General features: G+C 46.7%; 16 protein-coding genes. 8 read left to right on the top strand and 8 right to left on the bottom strand.

All coding sequences use genetic code 11. The features are described from left to right. Positions 1-85 precede the first annotated feature (85 nt). On the bottom strand, positions 86-709 hold the full coding sequence (locus PSE7367_RS01465; protein WP_015163587.1) for a precorrin-8X methylmutase: 624 nt from the start codon (positions 707-709) through the stop codon (positions 86-88). 107 nt (positions 710-816) lie between these two features. Beyond that, positions 817-1,851: a precorrin-6A/cobalt-precorrin-6A reductase gene (locus PSE7367_RS21705; protein ID WP_015163586.1), complete on the bottom strand. Its 1,035-nt coding sequence runs from the start codon at positions 1,849-1,851 to the stop codon at positions 817-819. A 447-nt stretch (positions 1,852-2,298) separates the two neighbouring features. On the opposite strand from PSE7367_RS21705, the gene PSE7367_RS01450 reads away from it, so the two are divergent. From PSE7367_RS01450 to PSE7367_RS01425, 6 genes are all read left to right on the top strand, one after another. Then, on the top strand, positions 2,299-3,927 hold the full coding sequence (locus PSE7367_RS01450; RefSeq protein WP_015163585.1) for an NAD(P)H-quinone oxidoreductase subunit 4: 1,629 nt from the start codon (positions 2,299-2,301) through the stop codon (positions 3,925-3,927). Positions 3,928-4,554: 627 nt separating this feature from the next. Next, complete coding sequence (locus PSE7367_RS01445) at positions 4,555-4,848, top strand: hypothetical protein (RefSeq protein ID WP_015163584.1); 294 nt, start codon at positions 4,555-4,557, stop codon at positions 4,846-4,848. 123 nt (positions 4,849-4,971) lie between these two features. Further along, on the top strand, positions 4,972-6,426 hold the full coding sequence (secD, locus tag PSE7367_RS01440; RefSeq protein ID WP_015163583.1) for a protein translocase subunit SecD: 1,455 nt from the start codon (positions 4,972-4,974) through the stop codon (positions 6,424-6,426). Continuing rightward, complete coding sequence (secF, locus tag PSE7367_RS01435; RefSeq protein WP_015163582.1) at positions 6,423-7,541, top strand: protein translocase subunit SecF; 1,119 nt, start codon at positions 6,423-6,425, stop codon at positions 7,539-7,541. The genes secD and secF overlap by 4 nt, the downstream gene beginning before the upstream one ends. Positions 7,542-8,200: 659 nt before the next feature. Beyond that, positions 8,201-10,045, top strand: coding sequence for an adenylate/guanylate cyclase domain-containing protein (locus PSE7367_RS01430; RefSeq protein WP_015163581.1), 1,845 nt, complete (start codon positions 8,201-8,203; stop codon positions 10,043-10,045). A 170-nt stretch (positions 10,046-10,215) separates the two neighbouring features. Next, entirely contained in the window at positions 10,216-11,208 is a 993-nt protein-coding gene (locus tag PSE7367_RS01425; RefSeq protein WP_015163580.1) for a pentapeptide repeat-containing protein, read from the top strand. A 170-nt stretch (positions 11,209-11,378) separates the two neighbouring features. Here the strand turns inward: PSE7367_RS01425 and purE are convergent, their stop codons facing one another. From purE to PSE7367_RS01415, 3 genes are read right to left on the bottom strand one after another with little or no spacing between them, the layout of a single operon-like run. Next, entirely contained in the window at positions 11,379-11,900 is a 522-nt protein-coding gene (gene purE / locus PSE7367_RS01420) for a 5-(carboxyamino)imidazole ribonucleotide mutase (RefSeq protein ID WP_015163579.1), read from the bottom strand. After that, positions 11,893-12,069, bottom strand: coding sequence for a hypothetical protein (locus PSE7367_RS21700; protein ID WP_015163578.1), 177 nt, complete (start codon positions 12,067-12,069; stop codon positions 11,893-11,895). Before PSE7367_RS21700 ends, purE begins: the two co-directional genes overlap by 8 nt. Next, entirely contained in the window at positions 12,050-13,210 is a 1,161-nt protein-coding gene (locus tag PSE7367_RS01415) for a 5-(carboxyamino)imidazole ribonucleotide synthase (protein WP_015163577.1), read from the bottom strand. Before PSE7367_RS01415 ends, PSE7367_RS21700 begins: the two co-directional genes overlap by 20 nt. A 625-nt stretch (positions 13,211-13,835) precedes the next feature. Between PSE7367_RS01415 and PSE7367_RS01410 the strand changes: the two genes are divergently transcribed. Further along, positions 13,836-14,708 carry a sirohydrochlorin chelatase gene (locus PSE7367_RS01410; protein WP_198013432.1) on the top strand — a complete coding sequence of 291 codons (873 nt, stop codon included), beginning with the start codon at positions 13,836-13,838 and terminating at the stop codon, positions 14,706-14,708. Between the two features lie 72 nt (positions 14,709-14,780). Here PSE7367_RS01410 and PSE7367_RS01405 read toward each other — a convergent pair whose 3' ends face one another. The 3 genes from PSE7367_RS01405 to PSE7367_RS01395 all read right to left on the bottom strand — a co-directional run bounded on the left by PSE7367_RS01405 (position 14,781) and on the right by PSE7367_RS01395 (position 17,573). Beyond that, complete coding sequence (locus PSE7367_RS01405; RefSeq protein ID WP_015163575.1) at positions 14,781-15,122, bottom strand: LapA family protein; 342 nt, start codon at positions 15,120-15,122, stop codon at positions 14,781-14,783. 191 nt (positions 15,123-15,313) lie between these two features. Then, complete coding sequence (locus PSE7367_RS01400; RefSeq protein ID WP_015163574.1) at positions 15,314-16,780, bottom strand: alpha-amylase family glycosyl hydrolase; 1,467 nt, start codon at positions 16,778-16,780, stop codon at positions 15,314-15,316. Between the two features lie 166 nt (positions 16,781-16,946). Then, on the bottom strand, positions 16,947-17,573 hold the full coding sequence (locus tag PSE7367_RS01395; protein WP_015163573.1) for a phosphoribosyltransferase: 627 nt from the start codon (positions 17,571-17,573) through the stop codon (positions 16,947-16,949). A gap of 791 nt (positions 17,574-18,364) precedes the next feature. Between PSE7367_RS01395 and PSE7367_RS01390 the strand changes: the two genes are divergently transcribed. After that, positions 18,365-19,426 carry a DUF3326 domain-containing protein gene (locus PSE7367_RS01390; protein WP_041698729.1) on the top strand — a complete coding sequence of 354 codons (1,062 nt, stop codon included), beginning with the start codon at positions 18,365-18,367 and terminating at the stop codon, positions 19,424-19,426. The last annotated feature ends 4 nt before the right edge of the window (positions 19,427-19,430 follow it).

Here is a 19,430-nt window from a genome sequence, read left to right as displayed (position 1 = left end):
AGCGCATTGGTGAATCCTTCTGTCAGAGTAGTCCGAATGTCTTAGATTACATCTTTTTGATATTAATTTCTTAAGAATCTAGGGTTTAGCTCTCAGTCTTCTTGCCATAAGCCTGCCAAGCTAAATCTAGCAAAGCATTAAAAATGGCGATCGCCACGACCGCGCTCCCCTTACGACCATCTACACGAACATGGGGTAAGAGTGAATCTTGAAGCCGAGACTTGGCCACATCCACATCCACAAATCCAGATGGAACCCCAATTACTAGGGCTGGCTTAACTTCGTCAGCTTCAACTAAATCCAATAGCGTCATCAACGCCATTTGCGAATCACCAATTACAAAGATCGCTTCAGGATATCGATGAGCCAGGGTTTCTATGCCCCATGCAGTCTGAGCTTTACTTTTCTGAGGACGGGTAATCGCCTCAGTGCTGCAATATATAGGGTTAGAAAAAGTGGTTTGCACCTGAGCCGAAATCCCAGCCAAAACCGTTGGCACATCGACAATCACCGTAGTGCGAGCCGCAAGGGCTGCTGCGCCTGCCTGGAGCGCTTGATCGGAAAAGCGAATTAATTGCTTATATTCAAAGTCTGCCGTAGCATAAATCACTCGTCGGATAATTTCATACTCAGAGGGAGAGAGGGTATGTTGTCCAACCTCTCGATCAATAATTGCTAAGCTCTTAGCGTCGATCGCTTGCCATTCCATATAATTCCTGGGTGGTGAATCTGGATTTGATTTCTCTATACTATTACAAACTTATGCCAACTTAATTTAGATTAATTCTAGATTAGGTAGGCTATCAAGCCTTAAGTTTAGCCGATCGCCCACTTGCGGCAAAAGTCGATCGCCCGATCGATGCTGCTGGTCTGGTGGGGATAGTTGAGTTGAGTCCTGGCAACAATGATTAGGGACAATCCCAGCTTGGTAGCGATCGAGCGCTTTATATCTTCGCCGCCTGCCCTGCCTGAAGCTTTGGTGATCACAGTATTAATTTGCCACTGTTGCCACAGTGCTTGTTCAAGGGCAGCACCAATTGGGGGGCGAATTGCAATCACTTGCCTGGACGTAAACCCAGCTTGCTCTGCCATAGCGATCGATGCGGATTGGGGCAGAATGCGGGCGAATAAATTAACGCGATCGTGCCAGGTTTGGAATTTTTCTAAGGATTTGCACCCCAGGGTTAATAATACATTTTTGTTAATTAAATAATCATTGGCGATCGTGGGCGTGAATAAATGATCGAGGTGCGGGATTGTAATGATCGAGTCGTTTCGCTCACCTGGTGGGGTGGGCAGGTAGCGATCGCTTTCATGAGCAAGCCCTTTTATCTGCTTATCTATATCTATATATTGTGTAGCTTCAAAAGCTCTGGGAGCAGATGTATTTAAACCCTCTGCTGAATTAGCAGGCTCTAGATGCTCTTGTGCGGGGGGAAGAGGTTCTCGATCGTACGCCAATGGATAACTAGTGGATCGAGAATTTAAATCCTTGCGCTCAAACCGCAGATAGGCGATCTGGTGGTTATGGCTATGGGCGATCGCCAATTGCGAGATTTCAGTTGCAAACGGATGGGACGCATCCAGAATCGCGCTAATCTGGGCAGCTTGGGCAAAATGCTCTAGCTCCGCCTGACTCAATTTCCCAATTCGGATCACCCTGGCCACTGCACGATCACTGCGATCGCCAATTTCACTAAAATCCTGCCAGTCGCAAAGGCGATCGATCTGACCGTAAAGCTGCCTTGCTGACTCAGTGGTTGCTGTGACTACAAATGGGATATCTTGTTCGGCCAAGGCGATCGCCAAATCTCGACTCTCGCTGGTGCCACCAATCAACCAAATTGCCATTAGCTCCTTATATCTAAAGTAATCAAGTAAGTTTCGCTAAAAAAACATTCCCTCGGATTAATTAAATCAATTTAACTGTCTGGATTTTTCCGCCAGGCGATCGCTTTTTACATTTCTTAACCCAAAAGAGTGATCAACAGGAAATCCCACAAGCCTTATTCAGGAATATTTCAACCAAATTGTTTTAGTTTATGCAGTAATAAATACTCATGTCAGCAGCCAGGCGATCGCAGTCTTGCCAGACTAAAACAGCGGTATCTCCTCCCAAAAGCATAGGCCAAAAGCAACAGCATTTACTTTTATAGATTGATGCTTAGCCAAGTTAGTTAAAGTTTCTATGCTTTTTGCTGCCGTTTATGTCGGAAGGACTATTAAAACTTTACAAACACTTAATACAATGTAACAAAGCGGCAAATAAGTATTTATTCTCACTAGTTACTTTTACCCATGTTTACTGAATCGTTTCCCTGGCTCACAGCCATAATCCTATTCCCGCTGGTTGCCGCTATGGCAATCCCGGTGATTCCCGACAAAGAAGGCAAAACTGTTCGCTGGTACACCCTGGGTGTGGCGATCGCGGACTTAGCATTGATGGTAGTTGCCTTTTGGTATAACTACAACCCAGATGTTTCCTCGCTGCAAATGACTGAAACATACCCCTGGGTTAGTCAAATGAATTTGAACTGGGCGGTGGCCGTAGATGGCCTATCCATGCCCTTGGTTTTGCTAACCGGATTGGTGACAACTCTGGCAATCTTTTCAGCGTGGCAAGTGAAGAACAAGCCACGTTTGTTTTATTTTTTGATGCTGGTGCTCTACAGCGCCCAGGTCGGTGTATTTGTAGCCCAAGACATCTTGATGTTTTTCCTGATGTGGGAGATCGAATTGGTGCCAGTCTATTTGTTGATCTCAATCTGGGGCGGCAAAAAGAGACTCTATGCGGCAACCAAGTTCATTCTTTACACTGCGGCTAGCTCGGTATTTATTTTAGTTGCTGGTTTGGCGATGGCTTTTGCTGGTGATACGGTCACCTTTAATATGGCTGAACTGAGCCTGAAGCATTATCCCTTGGCGATCGAGATGGTGGCCTATGTGGGCTTCCTGTTGGCCTTTGGCGTAAAGCTGGCGATCTTCCCGCTGCATACCTGGTTACCCGATGCCCACGGCGAAGCATCTGCACCAGTATCGATGATTCTGGCTGGTGTGTTGCTGAAGATGGGTGGTTATGCGCTTATTCGCTTCAACATTGACATGCTGCCCGATGCCCACGTTTACTTTGCGCCCATCCTGGCGGTGTTGGGTGTGGTCAATATTATCTATGGGGCGCTTACCGCGTTTGGTCAAACCAACCTGAAGCGTCGTCTGGCCTATTCATCGATCTCGCACATGGGCTTTGTACTGGTGGGGATTGCTTCCTTTACCGATCTGGGCATCAGTGGCGCAGTGTTGCAAATGCTATCCCACGGTTTGATCGCTGCTTGCTTGTTCTTCCTGGCTGGGATCACCTACGATCGCACCCATACTCTGGATATGAACGAGATGGGCGGTTTGGCCAAGGTGATGCCAAAGGTATTTGCCCTGTTTACGATCGGCGCATTTGCTTCGCTGGCTCTGCCTGGTATGAGTGGCTTTATTAGTGAACTCAGCGTCTTCCTGGGGATTACCTCCAGCGATGTTTACAGCTCCAGCTTCAAAACTGTAACTGTGATTCTGGCTGCGGTTGGCCTGATTCTCACTCCTGTTTATTTGCTAGCCATGCTACGTCAAGTGTTCTATGGCGATCGCAACCCTGAGCTAAACCTCGACCTGCCTAAAATTGGTGATCAGTTCTTTGGTGATGCCAAGCCCCGCGAAGTATTCATCACTGCTTGCTTGCTGATTCCGATCGTCGGCATTGGTTTCTATCCCAAGCTGATTACCCAGATTTATGATGCTAAGACCGAAGCGGTGGCAACCCATGCCCGTCAGACCTTCTCGGTGGTGGCGCAAGAGCATCCTAATCTATACTCGGCTGGTTTCATTGCACCACAGTTGCCCAACGCCAAGGCAAATCCTGTGTTTGGCATGGTGGACTAGGCTCAACTTACTTAGCTTAACTAGAGGACTAAGTAGAGCCGAGTAGGAGAAAATTGACTAATGCGCGATCGCTAAGATCTTCAACCCATAAGTCGATTAACTGCTTAACAAATAAGATTTGGTTAGTTTGGTTATTACAGGCCTGATTTAGAGGTAAAAGTAACATAGCTACAGGGGGGAGGATGTAGCAACCAGCTAGCCAAATTCTTGAATTCTTGACTGGTAATTCGCTGGTAATTAATTAGTTATTAGCACTTTTGCAAAAATCCAATAGGGTAACCAGCTAATCATTAGCCCAACCTTATATTTATAAATTATATTTATGAATTGTATTTATGAATTGATGCCAGAAGTCTATGTTAGTTAATTAGTTAATTGCTTAAATTATTAATAGTCCAGCATATGGCAGCCTGCGATCGTGGGCTGATTGCTGTAAATAACAAGATCTATTATTTGGCTAATTACTAATTGGCTAAAATCAGCTAAATTACTAGGACATCCTGGCAGAGCAATCCAGCGATAAGAAACTTATTTGTTGGCGATCGCTAAACCATGAATAATGATCGCAAACATAAATTAGCTAATTTAAATCAAAGCACTTACATAAATTATTAAGTTAAAAGTTAAATGACACTCTTTCCGATCGGACAATTGTTAATTTCTGTAGGCGTAACCAAACTAATCTCTACCGAAGAGATCGCCCAATATCTGAGCCGACATACCAATGGTGATTGGGGCAATATTGATCCTGAAGTGGGCGAAGAGAACAACGTCGTTGCCCAGCAAAAACATGGCACAATTCTCAGCTCCTATACCTTGGCCAAACAAGGCCAGGAAATCTGGTTGCATACTGATTTTGAAAGCAATGCCACCACCGTACTACTGCCTAATGAATATTGTGCGATCGGTTCAGATGAATAGATCAATCTGAGTGATAGTTAATTAAAGCCCATCCCTGAGGAAGAACAGCTAAGAATCGGCTTAACCAAGCTACCGGGTAGGGTATGATCGCATAAGTCTTAAACTGGATATCAGTTTGTCATTATGCCTAAACAAAGTCGCCTCTTAGTTGTGATCCTGGCGATCGTAGTCGGTGCCATCTTTACCCTCATTACGGTGCCGCCAAGATTAGGGCTGGATTTGCGCGGTGGGGCTCAGCTCACTTTGCAAGCTCTGCCAGCACCACAGCGGGGAATTAATTCTATTAATGCCCAGCTCCTGGAATCAGCTCGGTTTGCGATCGAGCAGCGGGTTAATAGCCTGGGAGTCTCTGAAGCTACCGTCCTTACCAGCGGTGATGATCAACTGGTGGTACAACTGCCAGGGGTCAGCGATCCTGATCAAGCTGAGCGAGTGTTGGGGCGCACTGCCCTGCTGGAGTTTCGCAAACAAAGACAAGGCTCGGAAGGAATTATTGCGGCAGAAAGACAGGTACAAAGCGACTTATTTCTGGAACTCCAACAACTAGATCCAAGCGACGAAGCAGCGATCGCAGAAAACCAAGCAGCGATGGAACGCAGCCGCCAGCGGGTGAATGATTTATTTGAGTCCACTGGGTTAACCGGTGATTCACTGACTAATGCATTGGCATCGCCGATCGGCCAGGGGGTCTGGTATGTCTCGCTCCGATTTGACAGTGAAGGAGCCCAAAAATTTGCCGAGATCACCGGCGAGCTAGGCGGTACTGGACGGGGGTTAGGTATCTTTCTGGATGATGATCTTGTTAGCGCACCCCAGGTCAATGCAGAATTTCAAGGCACTGGGATTACTGGTGGTCAGGCCGCGATCGAAGGTAGCTTTTCTCAGGAACAGGCGATCGAACTAGCCCTGCAATTACGCGCCGGTGCTTTGCCCGTGCCAGTGGAAATTGTGGAGAATCGCACCGTTGGCGCAACCCTGGGCGCAGATAGTGTGCGCAGTAGTATCTATGCTGGATTTGGCGGCCTGATTCTGGTGCTGTTGTTTATGGTGGTTTACTACCGCCTGCCGGGGTTTGTGGCCGATATTGCCCTGGTAATCTATTCCTTGATTACGCTAGCTTTGTATAGTTTATTCGGCGTAACCCTAACCCTACCTGGGATCGCTGGGTTTATCCTCAGTATTGGCATCGCCGTTGATGCAAATATTCTGATCTTTGAGCGCACCCGTGAAGAACTCATTGCCGGTAGAACGGTTTATAAGTCCGTTGAAGCTGGTTTTGGCCGCGCCTGGTCTAGCATCCTTGACAGTAATATCACCACCCTGATTGCCTGTGGGGCTTTGTTCTGGTTTGGCGCTAGCCTGGTCAAGGGCTTTGCCGTGACCCTCAGCCTCGGTGTCCTGGTGAGTATGTTTACGGCGGTTACCTTTAGCCGATCGCTCCTGCTCAGTATTATTAGCGATCCTCGGTTCCGTAAGCCAGAACTATACGGGATTAAATCGATTCCTAAACCGACCGCCAAATCCAAAAAGAATCAATCCAGCGACAAAACCGACAAGCCAAAGGGGGCATCACTATGAAAATCAGTGTGATGAAATATAGCCGCGTCTATATTACGCTCTCGGCGATCGCAATTTTAACTAGTATTGCGGCCATGTTTATTTCCTGGCAACAGGTGGGTGCGCCACTGCGACCAGGGATCGATTTTACTGGTGGCACCAGGATTACGCTGGAGCTGGCTTGTCTGGGTGAGAACATTGGTAATAACGAAAATCAGCCACCGCTAGATCAGCAACTAGATGCAGAAATAGGCACAGAGCCTACTGAGTCTACGTCAACCACCGATTCTAATTCCAATCAAAATGAGGCAAATCAAGCCTGTGGCGATCAAATTGACATTGGTGCTGTCCGCAAGGTGATGGCCGAGAATGGTTATGGCAACAGCGTAATTCAGTTGGTGGGTAATAATGGCCGGGGCTTGTCAATCCGCACCGTCGATTTGAATGTGGACGAACGATCGCAACTGCAACAAAACCTGGCTCAAGCGCTTGAACCCTTTGGGCGAGTCGATCCTAAGCAATCGCAAATTGAACGGGTCGGTCCCTTGTTGGGTAAGCAATTGTTTACCTCTGGCATTCTGGCGCTAGCGGTCTCGTTTATTGGGATTGCGGCCTACTTGACGGTCAGATTCCAGTCTGATTATGCGTTTTTTGCGATCGCCGCATTGGTGCATGATGTGATCATCACATTGGGTGTATTTGCGATCCTGGGGTTAACTTTCCAAATCGAGGTAGACAGCCTTTTTGTGGTGGCGATCCTGACGATTATTGGCTTCTCGGTCAATGATACGGTGGTGGTATTCGATCGCATCCGCGAAAACCTGAAGCTGTCGGGCGATCGCCAGAGTTTTAGCGATATTGTTGATATTTCCATCAATCAAACCTTTGCCCGCTCAATCAATACCACCGTTACAGCCTTGTTTGCCCTGATTGCCATTTTCCTCTTTGGTGGAGCAACGCTACGCTATTTTGCCCTGGCGCTCATTATTGGCTTTGCCTCTGGCGCATATTCAAGCATTTTTAATGCCAGTATTTTGTTGGCCTGGTGGCGGAATCGGGGTGGTGGCTCGGCGGGTAAATCAAGTCGATCGGGCAGTGAGCAGGACGAACCGGAAGCAGCGATCGCCGATAGCTAACCTAAAACCCAACCCTGCGCTAATTGAGAACGCGATGTGCAACTAAAACTCTGAAACCCTCATATCCTCGTGCCAGTTAACCTGGATATTGATATTTTGGATCGTTCAAACAACCTAAAATCAATGGTCTAGGAATAGTTGCACACCAGGTTAATTGAGACAGATCCTATAGCTCCAATTACCAAGCAAACTAGATTGGATTGGATTGGTTGAATGTTTGCTAGCAAAGGTCTCTCCCTTCTAGATACCATAGCCAATGTATGCTTAATTGTGCATGTGGCTCCCAACATATGCATGTAATGCGTAATTATTCAGTATGCTCTATATTGGTAAGAGTTCCATAGGCAGCAAAAAGAACAAATAAATTATCACCTAGTGCTATTTCAAGTGAGATGTTGTGTAAGTAGATACCTGAATGCTTCGATCTATAAGGTATTTATGCAAAAGAAGTCTTTTGAAAATGCACTAGACTAGCTTTCTCGCATTTAGGATTAATTGATGAGAGCAGCTTCAATATTGGGAATATTGAACTAAATATCCTAAATATCCAGAGTGAAAACCAATAGAATAAAAGTATTGCCGCCAGCCGATCCCAAAATGCCGCAAGCTGGTAATTTGAATTTGGTTTAACCCTGCCCCAGCCAATTAGTTGGTCACCAATGGAACAAGAAGCAATTACCTCAACCTCAAAGTCCCAAAGAACCCTAGCGGCGATCGCACTGACTGATGGGGTCAACTTCAACAACCGCATCACAGAAAATGAAGCGCATACTCTGGGTTTGATCAACCGGGATTTGCAATTCATGCGTGACCATTGTGGGCAATTTGAGGGCAAAGTGCTGAGATCTACTGGCAGTGGATTGTTGATGTATTTCCCCAGTGCGATCGATGCGGTTAAATGTGCCCTAGAAATTCAAACCACCTTTGGACAAGCCGCCTCAACCCTAGCGCCAACTGATGTACTCAGTCATCGCATTGGCATTCAATTAGGGGATATTTATATTAGTGAAACCGATGCCACCGGAACCGGCGTAAATATTGCCGCCAGGTTGCAGATGGAAGCAGAGCCAGGCACAATTTGTGTCTCGCAAACGGTCTATGATGTGGTCAAAAATAGCCTGGAGCTAAATGCGGAGTTTTTGGGTGAGCAAGAAATTCAAAATATAACCGGTTCGATCGGGATTTATCTGCTCCGCCCCGCCTCTGTTCAGGATCATAATGGCAATGATCAAGCGTTGATCACAGAAACAAGCATCAAAACCGATGATCATGCGATCGCCCCAGCAACCCCAGGCGTTGACATGGAACTGTTTGACGAAATAGTCGCTAACTTAGAGCAAAGTAGCGATCTGCTGAGAATCAAACGGTTAATTCTATTTGCCTGCATGAATAAATGGGAAACCAGCCAGGAAAAGCTAGATAAACTCAGCCTCAAGGGGTTGATTGCCGAATTGATTGAAATTACCCAAACCACAGAAAAGCTGAAGGAGTTGCTTTCGAGTATTGTGCATGGCACCAGCAAGCCGGATCTTTATGCCCAGGTAGCCGATTCAATTATTAGTGAGGTGGGCTGGCTCTATGCTGGCTTTCAGGCCTCGGCTCAAAGTCAACCAGCTTTAATACCTCAAGCTTCAATATTACAGACCAGTGGGAGTAGCGATCGCGTTGCTACCCCAATCCTGGAGCGATCGGCCTATAACCAGTTGGCTGAGTCTTTGATGGTGAGCGATAAGACTAACCGGATCAAAAAAATAATTTATTACCTCAGTCGCGGCACCTGGGAAAACAATATCAATAGTCTGGACATTGAATCTTTGGGGGCTCTGCTCCAAGAGTTGCACCGCCTTAACCCCACCCTGGAATCCTTGGAATTAGCCCTGTCTGAGATCATCAAGTTAATCAGCAAGCCCAGGGAATATACCGCCGCCGCCAGTACATTGGTGCGAATTTTGCATCCCTTGTATGATCCCCCTGGTACGGAGAAGAATGCAAATACAAATACAAATACAAATGCATTCACTGGGCAAAATGAAGTGGTGCCATTTATTGTTAATGCCCCAGCGGGAGCTGATTCGACTCAAGGCGATCAAGAATATGCTAACCAGCCTAACCCTGAACTAGAAAGCCCAGAAGCCGCCGAACATTTCGATCCGCATTTCGATCGAGAAGTGGCGATCGCCCAGATGGCATTATTTGACCTGCGCCTCACCATCATCAAATATGTCACGCCGCTACGCGCCAAGCTGCTCTGTTTTTATGCCCTCTATGAGAACTATGGCAATAATGCCCAGAATAACCAAGATCTTAACCAGGTGCGTAATTATGAGTTCGATGATCTACTCAGGGAGCTAATTAGCAAGTATGAAGATCTAGAAAATCTCAACCAAAAATTACTTGCCACTGCCAGCCAATTTGAAGATACCGATCAATATACCCAGGCTGCTCAAGTGCTGATTTCGGCGCTTAAGCCAATTTATCAGGAACTAAACCCGGAACCTCAATAGTAAATAATAGTAAGTAATAGATGAGTTTGAGTTGAAATTAAAACCTTGAAAGCTACAGCAGCAGCAAATAGCGTCAATGCATCAGTGATCATGATGCCGAAATGAAACCGCATCCCCGCCTGGATTAAAGACCAAAGAAATCAAAAAAATTAAAATAATTATCAACAACCATGAATGCCAGAGAATTGCTATCCCGATATGCTGCCGGAGAGACTGACTTCCGGGGTGCGTCCCTGCGTAATATGTCCGTCCATGATGCAGATTTAATTAATGCCGATCTCTCCCAGGCGAATTTGCAAGGCATCAGCCTAGTTTTTTCTTATTTGATGCGAGTGAACCTAAGGCAATCGGTGTTGATTGGTGCAAAGCTCAGTGGCTCAAATCTCAATCAGGCACACCTGAGCGAAGCCAAGCTCAATGATGTCGATCTACATGGGGCAGCATTAGTGGGAGCAACTCTGGTCAATGCCGATCTCACCTTTGCGGTGTTGATCGATGCCAATTTGATGAATGCCGATCTCCGCAGTGCCAACCTGAGCGGTGCCAACCTGGCTGGGGCTTGCCTAAAGGGCGCAACTCTACGGCGTGCCTCTAAAAACATTACTAGCCTGCGCAATGCTAATTTACGACGTGCCGATCTACGCGGTGCCGATCTCAGTGAGGCTAATTTGGCTGGAGCCGATCTGCGCGGTGCTGACCTCAGTGAGGCTAATCTGGCCAACACCGATCTTACTGGGGCAAACCTGGCCGAAGCGATTATGCGTGGTACAGGTCTTACTGAAGCAAACTTAACTGGCGCTAACCTGGCCAACGCATATATGCAAAATGTTCGCACTGAACGAGCAAATTTATCAGAAGCCGATCTCCAAGGCACAAACTTAGATCTGGCGGTGATGTCAATGGCTAATCTAAGTAAATCAAACCTGAGCGAGGCTAGCTTGTATCGGGCGAATTTGAACGGCACCGATCTCAGCCGCACCAATCTCAGTGGTGCCAATCTGCGCGAAGCCCAGTTGGTTGAATCCTACATGGCGCGGACTAATCTCACCAACGCTGATTTGGCCGATGCTTTGCTGGCGCGGGCAGAACTTAGTAGTGCCAATTTGCTCAATGCCAACCTAAAAGGGGCAACCATGCCCGATGGTTCGATCGCTACTGATTAAAATGGAATTAAATGGAATTAAATGGTTCTCAGGCGATCGCCAGGTTCAACAAGTCTGGATTTACACAGATTTGTCGAACTCAGATAGCAACCAGTGATGACGAAGGAATAAGTTAGAGCTTATATAAATTCACCTATACTTCGGTTGTTCAAGCTTATGCTAACTAATGATTAGGACTGATTCAAATAATTAGCTATGCCAATTTGGCTGAGCCGCTCTTGCTTTTCCAGTACCGTGTTCTTTAGTTCCTGGCGATAAGCTATTACTTGCTTTAATAATTCCGGCCGATTAGCAGCTAAAATTTGCACTGCCAGCAGGCCAGCATTTTCTGCGTTACCGATCGCCACCGTTGCCACCGGAATACCACGTGGCATTTGCACGATCGAATAGAGTGAGTCCAGGCCGCTGAGGTGTCTACTGGCCACTGGCACGCCAATCACTGGCAGTGGCGAGATGGCGGCCACCATACCTGGCAGATGAGCTGCACCACCGGCTCCGGCAATAATTACCTGAATACCGCGATCGTGGGCTTGTTGGGCAAATTCCACCATTCGTTCAGGGGTGCGATGGGCAGAAATAATCGCTACTTCGTGGCGGATATTGAATTTTTGGCAAATGGCGATCGCCCCTTGCATGGTGGGTAGATCGGAGTCGCTACCCATGATAATGCTTACCTGTGCTGATTCAGTCATTTTTGTTGCCATCTAATTCGTTGGCGAAGAATTGGCGCTGTGATTTGGCGATCGCAGTGATTTCTTCCAGGCTTAACTGATTAGGATCGCCCCCCAACGCTTCAATCCTTTGCATTAGCTCTGAGAAACTAATTGGCTGGTTACCTTGCTTAAGCATCGGGATTGCCATACCAGATCGCCTCCGCCTGCTTACAAACATTCTCCAACTGGCCATAACTATCAGCCAGAATTGTAATATGGCCAAGTTTGCGACCAGGACGGGATTCAGGCTTGCCATACCAATGTACATGGGCATTGGACAATTCAGCCAATTTCTCGCGCTGGACGGCATAATCAGGATCGGTAGTCTCATATCCCAGCAAATTCATCATTGCTGCCACCGGCGTAGTCATTGCCACCTTGCCCAGTTTGCGATTGCTGACAACGCGCAATAGCTGAGTGAATTGAGAGGTCTGGCAGGCTTCGATCGAATAGTGGCCAGAATTATGGGTGCGGGGCGCAACTTCATTTACGCTAATTGTGCCACTGCGGCTGAGGAAAAACTCAATTCCAAAAATACCAACCGCATCCAGGCTGTTGACTAATTTTTGGGCGATCGCCCTAATTTGGGTAATAATCGGCATGGGAATTTGCGCCGGCGCGATCACCCGATGACAAACCTGATTGCGCTGGATCGTCTCCACCACCGGATAAACGACACAATCACCGGTCGCGGAACGCGCCACCATCACCGCTAATTCACGATTGAAGTTCACAAATTCTTCTAGCATCGCGGGCACCTGCCCCATCTCTGCCCAGGCGCTCAATAGTTCAACCTCGGTTTCTGCTACGGCTGTCCCCTTGCCATCATAGCCATGTCGCCGTGCCTTGAGCACAACTGGGAAACCAAGCGATCGCGCCTTTTCGAGCAGGTCAGTTTCTTGCTCGATCGCAAAAAATTTCGGCGTAGCGATGCCAAGCTGTTGTAAATGAATGCGCTGGCTAAATTTATCCACCAGCAAACGCAGGTTCTCTAGGCTTGGGGCAAAAATTGCATCGGGTATGGTCTCTAGCAAATCTAGATCGACAAATTCATTTTCAAAGGTAATTACATCGCTAATGGCGGCTAATTCTTTGACTGATTGCGGATCATCGATCGCACCGATTATGGCCGTCGCTGCTTCTGATACAGCCGGGTCTTGATCGCTTGCTGCCAACACTTGCACAGATATTTTGAGTTTCTTGGCCGCGATCGCCATCATCCAGGCAAGCTGGCCACCGCCAATCACGCCAATTTTTTGTCTAAGTTGTGGTTTATCCGTTGCCTTCAAAATTTGTCCTCAAATCACAAGACATTATAGGCTTTGCGGGGCAATTATCAATTTTCTTAATCACAAAATTAAAGATGTTTGTAAGTCTTAAGACAGATTCCCAGGCTAACAAGCTTTATACTAATGTACACAATGGGGGAATAAATAGGTAAATTTCTTGTCAGGAAGTCCGGTTTATTGAGCAATTGATGAGTAGGTTAATTATCAACCTTTTGTTTGAAATTTGTTTTTTATTTTTTTAGACCGATATCTAAAATCAAGCTTCTAGTCAAGCTTCTGATCGAGAATCTGATCGCCTTGTGGCGATATTTGGCTTAGGGCTCCGATGCTTTCAGTAATTCTTGATTCCGGCCAGAAATATGCCCATACGTTGGCTTAGTTAGGCTCAGTTAAGTAAGTTAGTTAGTTAGTTAGTAGTGATTTATCCAATCGCAGCAACTAAGCACGCTATGACTGAATATTTGGTATTGATACTTGTATTAAGTATTTAAGTATTTAAGTATTAAGCAGAAGTTCTAACCTGTTGCAATCATCAGCCATCCCCTAATTGTTTAAATGCTCAATGTTTAAACGCTCAATGTAAATGCTCATGGGTAGTTGGTTAAAGTTAGGTTTATTTAAATTGTTGAAACAACCAGAATCATCAGGAAAAATCGATCGGGCGATCTTCTTTGTTATTCATGGCAGTAGTAACCATCGTTCTTTGCGATCGCTGCGGAAAATTATCACTGCGGCGAAGGTCAGCTCCGATGCCTTAATTGATGGCGGCTGTCTGGAGGGATTGGATCGATCGCTGTCGGAGCAGTTAATTGATTTTGGTTATGACGCTCTGTATTTGGGCTACAGCCAAATTGAGGTAGTGCCAGTATTCCTGTTGCCTGGAGTGCATGTAAAGGAAGACTTGCCGATCGAAGTTGAGGCCGCCCAGAGCTTATTTGACGATCGCAAGTTGCAATTTCACTTGACTGAATATCTGGGTACCCATGCCCAAATTCCAGCGTTATTGGCTCAGCGGTTTAACAATTGGGAAAACAGTCATAGTTGGACGCAAAGCCCCAATGTTTCTAATATTTCTAATGTTTCTAATATTAAATGTGCCAGGGTGATAATTGCCCACGGCAGCAAACGCTCCGGTGCAAATCAACCAATTGAGGAGCTAGCGCGATCGCTGTCGGCCACAACTGCCTATTGGTCGGTTGCCCCTGATCTGGAAACCAAAATTAATCAACTGCTAGATCAAGGTTTTATGGCGATCGAAGTCTTGCCATACTTCCTCAGTGCCGGTGGGATTACCAAGGCGATTGGCGCTCAAATAGAGCAATTGGCCAGCGATCGCCAGGTGCAAATTGAATTATTACCGCTGCCGTTCACGGCTGAAACTATCACTGAACTAGCGATGGCAGACCTTTCTGATGCCGATTTAGAACCAAATAATTCAACGATCGCCATTCCTAGACATCTTGTTACTGGCCCGAAAGCCTTAGCATATAGCAATTAATTGATTGAATTGATTGAATTGATTGAATTGATTAACTATTAATTTAGCGATTAATCAACCAGAAACGATCAACTAGGTAAGTTTCTCTTTCTCTTCTACTTCAACATCAATGGCAGCCCCAAGTTGCTTTTGATCACTTATGATCATGCTCATTTCGGTTAGCTCCTGCTCCATGTTCTGGATCTTTTCGTTGGCTGGCTGCATTTCAATTACCTTTTGCATATTTGACCAAACGCTAAAGAACCAGGCGATCACCGCGCCAATCCCCATAGCAATGATTAATTCCACTGCTAGCGGCGCACTTACGCTTTTACCGGGCACGATTTGAATACTGACCGGATCGGTGTTTTCGAGGGCAAATAGCACCAAAATCAGGGCTACCGCAAAAATTACAATAAAGTTTAACTGGCGCATAGTTTTTCTCCTCTGTACTTATGTACACTTATGTACTCTCTATCCTTACTTGTATACTCTCTATCCTTGGTATCACTATCACTGATTACACATTAGTGATTTAACCTTAGTTAGGAGCGGTTTGGCGAAAATTACATAGTTATTCATAGTGCTGGAGCCAATCACTAAATTTGTCCCTCAATTGTAGAATCCTAAAGCTCTAAAATTATGGCCAAGCCCTCATGGGGGCGCAGCCGCAGCGTGATTCCCCCTGGCCATAGATCAAATTGGGGGCTAGCCCAGGCTTCGGTGCTAATTATGTCCATATCGCCATAGCCAGTTACTTTGGCCAATGGTTCAGCCTCAAAAGATAGCTCAGTGGCATGATCACCAAAGTTAGCCACTACGATCAGCGCTTGACCATTTAAGGAGCGTTTAAAGGCGATCGCCATGCTCTGCTCCTGTCCATCAAAATTAATTAATTCAAACTTACTTTGCTTAACGGCCTTACTTGCTAAAACTGGTAAGAGCCGATCGTAAAACCTAACGATGTCTCGATCGCTTTGTTCCTGTGGACGACGTGCCAGTTGTACGGGCAATTTCACCTGCCAGCCCCGCATTTGCCCTTCATGAATCAAGTGCATACCAACACTGGTCAGGGTTATTAATGCGGCTGGTTTATGGTTTGACCCCAGGGCTTTGGCGGCGCGGGGTTCGTCGTGGTTTTCAATGAAGCGGACTAATTTGGCCTGAAAACTCATTTCCGCCAACAGGTGCAATCTGGCTCCATCAATATTTTGCTCCACCAGGCGATCGTACAATTGCTTGTCGTAGGTATAGTCAAAGCCCAATTGCTGCAATTGCCATTCCTTTTCCCAATAGGCTTCGGCCACAAATAAAAAATCTGGATCGGTTGCTTTGATCGCGGCGATCGCCTGATCCCAAAATTCAGCCTGCATTGGTGCTGCGAGATCCGCCCAGGTTTGATTAAAAATATCTTTCAGCAGTAACATCGCCATGTCACAACGCACCGCATCACATTGACTGGCAATTTTTTGAAGCGTGGCGATCGCCAATTCACGGGTGCGTTGCTGGCCATAATTGAGCTGCAAAGTATCAGTCCAGGCCGGGAAGTAGGGGTCCTTGCCACGGGCTAGATAATGCTGCTGATCTGGGCTGTAATAGGCTTCGGGGTCTGATTGATATAACTTGGCGGGGACATGCATATAAACATCGATCGCCTCATTTACCCAGTGATGATCGAGGGCAGTATGATTAGGCACAAAATCCAGCATTAGTTTTAAGCCATAGCTGGCGAGTTTTTGCCGAAATGCAGCTAAAGCCGAATTACCTCCCAGATTGGCTGCAACCTCATATCCCGCGATCGCATAGGGTGAACCCACCACATCGATCGATTGCCAGTCTGGTAACGCTTGGTCATAATCTTTTTGCAAACCAGGATGTTCAAGGGCAATTTGTTTACCAAGTTGACTGGGCTGCCACACCCCCATCAGCCAAATTAAATCAAAGTTGGCATCCTGCCATTTAGCAAATTTATCCGCTGGAATTTCTGCCAGGGTCAGCGATCGCCCCGCCGATTGTGATAATTCCTGCAGCCAGACCCGGGTATTAATTTGATAGACCAATGGATAGACAGGCTTCGAGTGATGATCGGCCATAAGCTTGATCAATAATTTTAGCTACTTACTTCCTTAAATTTACCGATCTCTGCGGCTATTAAGCAACCAGTTGATGACGCATGAGCCTAATCATCGCTTCAATCGACAACAGGCTTTTAGGTTTAGATTTTAGGTTTAGACCAGTTGGGCAACCAGTCTAATTAAATTAAACAGGCTTGAGTGCCTCGATCACCTCATGATCAGATACTTCGCAAAAGTTTTCATAAAACTGCCCCACTGCCCGAAAATCCGCTGGCGATCGTAAACAGACCACCTCATCAGCCAGTTGATTAATTTGAACCACAACCGATGGTGGCGCAACTGCCATTGCTGCGACTAGCTTAGTTGGTTGGCGCACCCGCACCGATCGCAACGCCGCGATCATCGTCAATCCTGTTGCTACGCCATTATCCACCACAATCACCGTGCGATCCTTGGGGTTGGCTGGAGACTTGATTGGCGTATAGCTCAAGCGCCGCCGTTGCAATGTTTCAAGTTGCGATCGCCGTTCTGCTTCTAGATAATCCTCACTTACGCCCAGACTACTAAGATGCCTGCTCAAATAGGTATGGCCAGTTTCATCGATCGACCCGATCGCCAGTTCGGGATTCTGGGGCGCGGTTAGCTTATGCACCAAAACAACATCCAATTCACCGCCGATCGCATCAGCAATAATTTTTGCCATTGGCACTGCACCACGCGGAATCCCTAACACCAGCGCATTCACGCCTGCATAACCGCTTAACCGTTGTGCGATTTGGTGAGCTGCTTCTTGCCTGTCTTTGAACAGCATAGTCTCATGTCCTGTTGCGATCGTTGCCTAGAGCTTAACCGATCGAGTCAAGTGCAAACCATAATATGTAAATACAGATGAATATGTAAATACAGATGTGATCAAAGCTAGCACTTGCGTCGTGTATCTATTATCTATAGCAACTACCTATAGCGACCAATCATGTTTGAACAATTTAAATATGAGGGATCAAGATCCAGTTAGGGGACATACTCGATCAGAGCAGCAAACAGCTAATTTTCTTGATTAACCATTCCTGCTACCACAAATTAAACAAATCTAAGCGATACTGTAATTATTACTCCTCACACACATGTCTTCACCCAGCAACTACTGATCAAAGCTGGGTATTTTCGTGCCTTAAACAGCAAAAAGCTAAGCATTCCTAAATTATTAAGTTAATTACTGATCAATTTGGGTTGGTTCAGACAGCGGATTAGACGGCCCAATCCGATCGCTTAGGACTGAAAAAAGCATTAGACCTATTAGAGATGCAAAGAAAAAGGCGATCGCAAATTTAATTTGTTTCTGCATAACTAATCACACCAAATAGGATTGGTGAACTGAACTTTCCCCCTAACATAAAAATATAACCAAATGCACCTGATTGGTTAGGTCTTAAGTTAAGTTAACTCAAGATCTGGCGTTGCAAATGGTGTAGCGGAAATAATCATGCAAAAACTACAGTATCTACTTGCTGAGATGTAATGGCGTGGCAGGTGAGAGAATATTAGAGCATAAATTAAGGTAAAGCGGGTTTGGGGTTTTATCCAGGAAAGTAGCAAGTGCAAATACCTCATAAATCTTTGAATGTATTATTGATTGTCCCCACTGGCATCGGTGCCGCGATCGGTGGGTATGCGGGGGATGCGTTGCCGGTGGCTCGTGCCCTGGCAGCAGTGGCAGATAATCTCATCACCCATCCCAATGTCCTCAATGGTGCTAGCCTTTATTGGCCGCTAGCCAATGTGTGGTATGTGGAAGGCTTTGCCCTCGATCAAGTGGCGATCGGCAATTGGGGGTTGCGTCCCCGGCATTTTAATCGTCTGGGGGTGGTTTTGGATCGGGCGATCGAACCGGATTTGGCTCTGCGGCATCGGCAAGTAATCGATGCGGCCAAGGCCACGCTGGGCATTGATATTAGTGGCGTTATTACTACCGATCAAGATTTAGGCATAGAGCTAAGGCAGGGGGAATCTGGCATAAGCTGGGGCACGATCGCCAATCCCGATGCACTGTTACGAGCCGCAGAATTATTAATTAAACAATTTCGCGCCGAGGCGATCGCGGTGGTGGCCAGGTTCCCCGATGATATGCAGAATGAAATGCTCCAGCAATATCGCCAGGGGCAGGGGGTGGATGCGCTGGCAGGTGCGGAAGCGGTGATCTCCCATTTGATCAGTCGGGAATTGCAATTACCCTGTGCCCATGCCCCAGCGTTGCTACCTCTGCCGCTTGATCCAACTGTCTGCGCGCGATCGGCAGCGGAAGAGTTGGGCTATACATTTTTGCCCTGTGTGTTGGCTGGGTTGAGCCGTGCGCCGCAAATTATTACCAGAACTAATCATGCTGCCACAGGCGATCTGTGGGCGGAGGATATTGATGTGGCGATCGCCCCCTATGATGCCTGTGGTAGTCCGGCTTTGTTGGCACTGGCAATGGCAACCCATCAACCACGATTGATCTTTGTGCGCGAAAATAGCACCGTCTTACAAGTACCGCCAGAAAGTTTGGCGCTAAAGGGGATCGTGGTGGCTAGTTACCTGGAGGCGATCGGTGCAGTGGCAGCGCTTAAGGCGGGCGTGAATCCTGAATATCTGCATGCCCATAGCATTGCTTATCCTGATACATAAATAT

Source organism: Pseudanabaena sp. PCC 7367 (genome assembly GCF_000317065.1).
GTDB lineage: Bacteria > Cyanobacteriota > Cyanobacteriia > Pseudanabaenales > Pseudanabaenaceae > Thalassoporum > Thalassoporum mexicanum.
Note: the sequence above shows the minus strand (reverse complement) of the source record. Positions and strands in the feature narration are given on the sequence as shown.

What these genes read in the sequence shown, in the direction of transcription:
- PSE7367_RS21705 (WP_015163586.1), bottom strand. Translation starts at nt 1,851, where the DNA reads ATGGCAATTTGGTTGATTGGTGGCACCAGCGAGAGTCGAGATTTGGCG.
- PSE7367_RS01465 (WP_015163587.1), bottom strand. Translation starts at nt 709, where the DNA reads ATGGAATGGCAAGCGATCGACGCTAAGAGCTTAGCAATTATTGATCGA.
- PSE7367_RS21700 (WP_015163578.1), bottom strand. Translation starts at nt 12,069, where the DNA reads ATGGCAATCCCGATGCTTAAGCAAGGTAACCAGCCAATTAGTTTCTCA.
- PSE7367_RS01395 (WP_015163573.1), bottom strand. Translation starts at nt 17,573, where the DNA reads ATGCTGTTCAAAGACAGGCAAGAAGCAGCTCACCAAATCGCACAACGG.
- secD (WP_015163583.1), top strand. Translation starts at nt 4,972, where the DNA reads ATGCCTAAACAAAGTCGCCTCTTAGTTGTGATCCTGGCGATCGTAGTC.
- PSE7367_RS01445 (WP_015163584.1), top strand. Translation starts at nt 4,555, where the DNA reads ATGACACTCTTTCCGATCGGACAATTGTTAATTTCTGTAGGCGTAACC.
- PSE7367_RS01405 (WP_015163575.1), bottom strand. Translation starts at nt 15,122, where the DNA reads ATGCGCCAGTTAAACTTTATTGTAATTTTTGCGGTAGCCCTGATTTTG.
- PSE7367_RS01425 (WP_015163580.1), top strand. Translation starts at nt 10,216, where the DNA reads ATGAATGCCAGAGAATTGCTATCCCGATATGCTGCCGGAGAGACTGAC.
- PSE7367_RS01450 (WP_015163585.1), top strand. Translation starts at nt 2,299, where the DNA reads ATGTTTACTGAATCGTTTCCCTGGCTCACAGCCATAATCCTATTCCCG.
- PSE7367_RS01400 (WP_015163574.1), bottom strand. Translation starts at nt 16,780, where the DNA reads ATGGCCGATCATCACTCGAAGCCTGTCTATCCATTGGTCTATCAAATT.
- purE (WP_015163579.1), bottom strand. Translation starts at nt 11,900, where the DNA reads ATGACTGAATCAGCACAGGTAAGCATTATCATGGGTAGCGACTCCGAT.
- PSE7367_RS01430 (WP_015163581.1), top strand. Translation starts at nt 8,201, where the DNA reads ATGGAACAAGAAGCAATTACCTCAACCTCAAAGTCCCAAAGAACCCTA.
- secF (WP_015163582.1), top strand. Translation starts at nt 6,423, where the DNA reads ATGAAAATCAGTGTGATGAAATATAGCCGCGTCTATATTACGCTCTCG.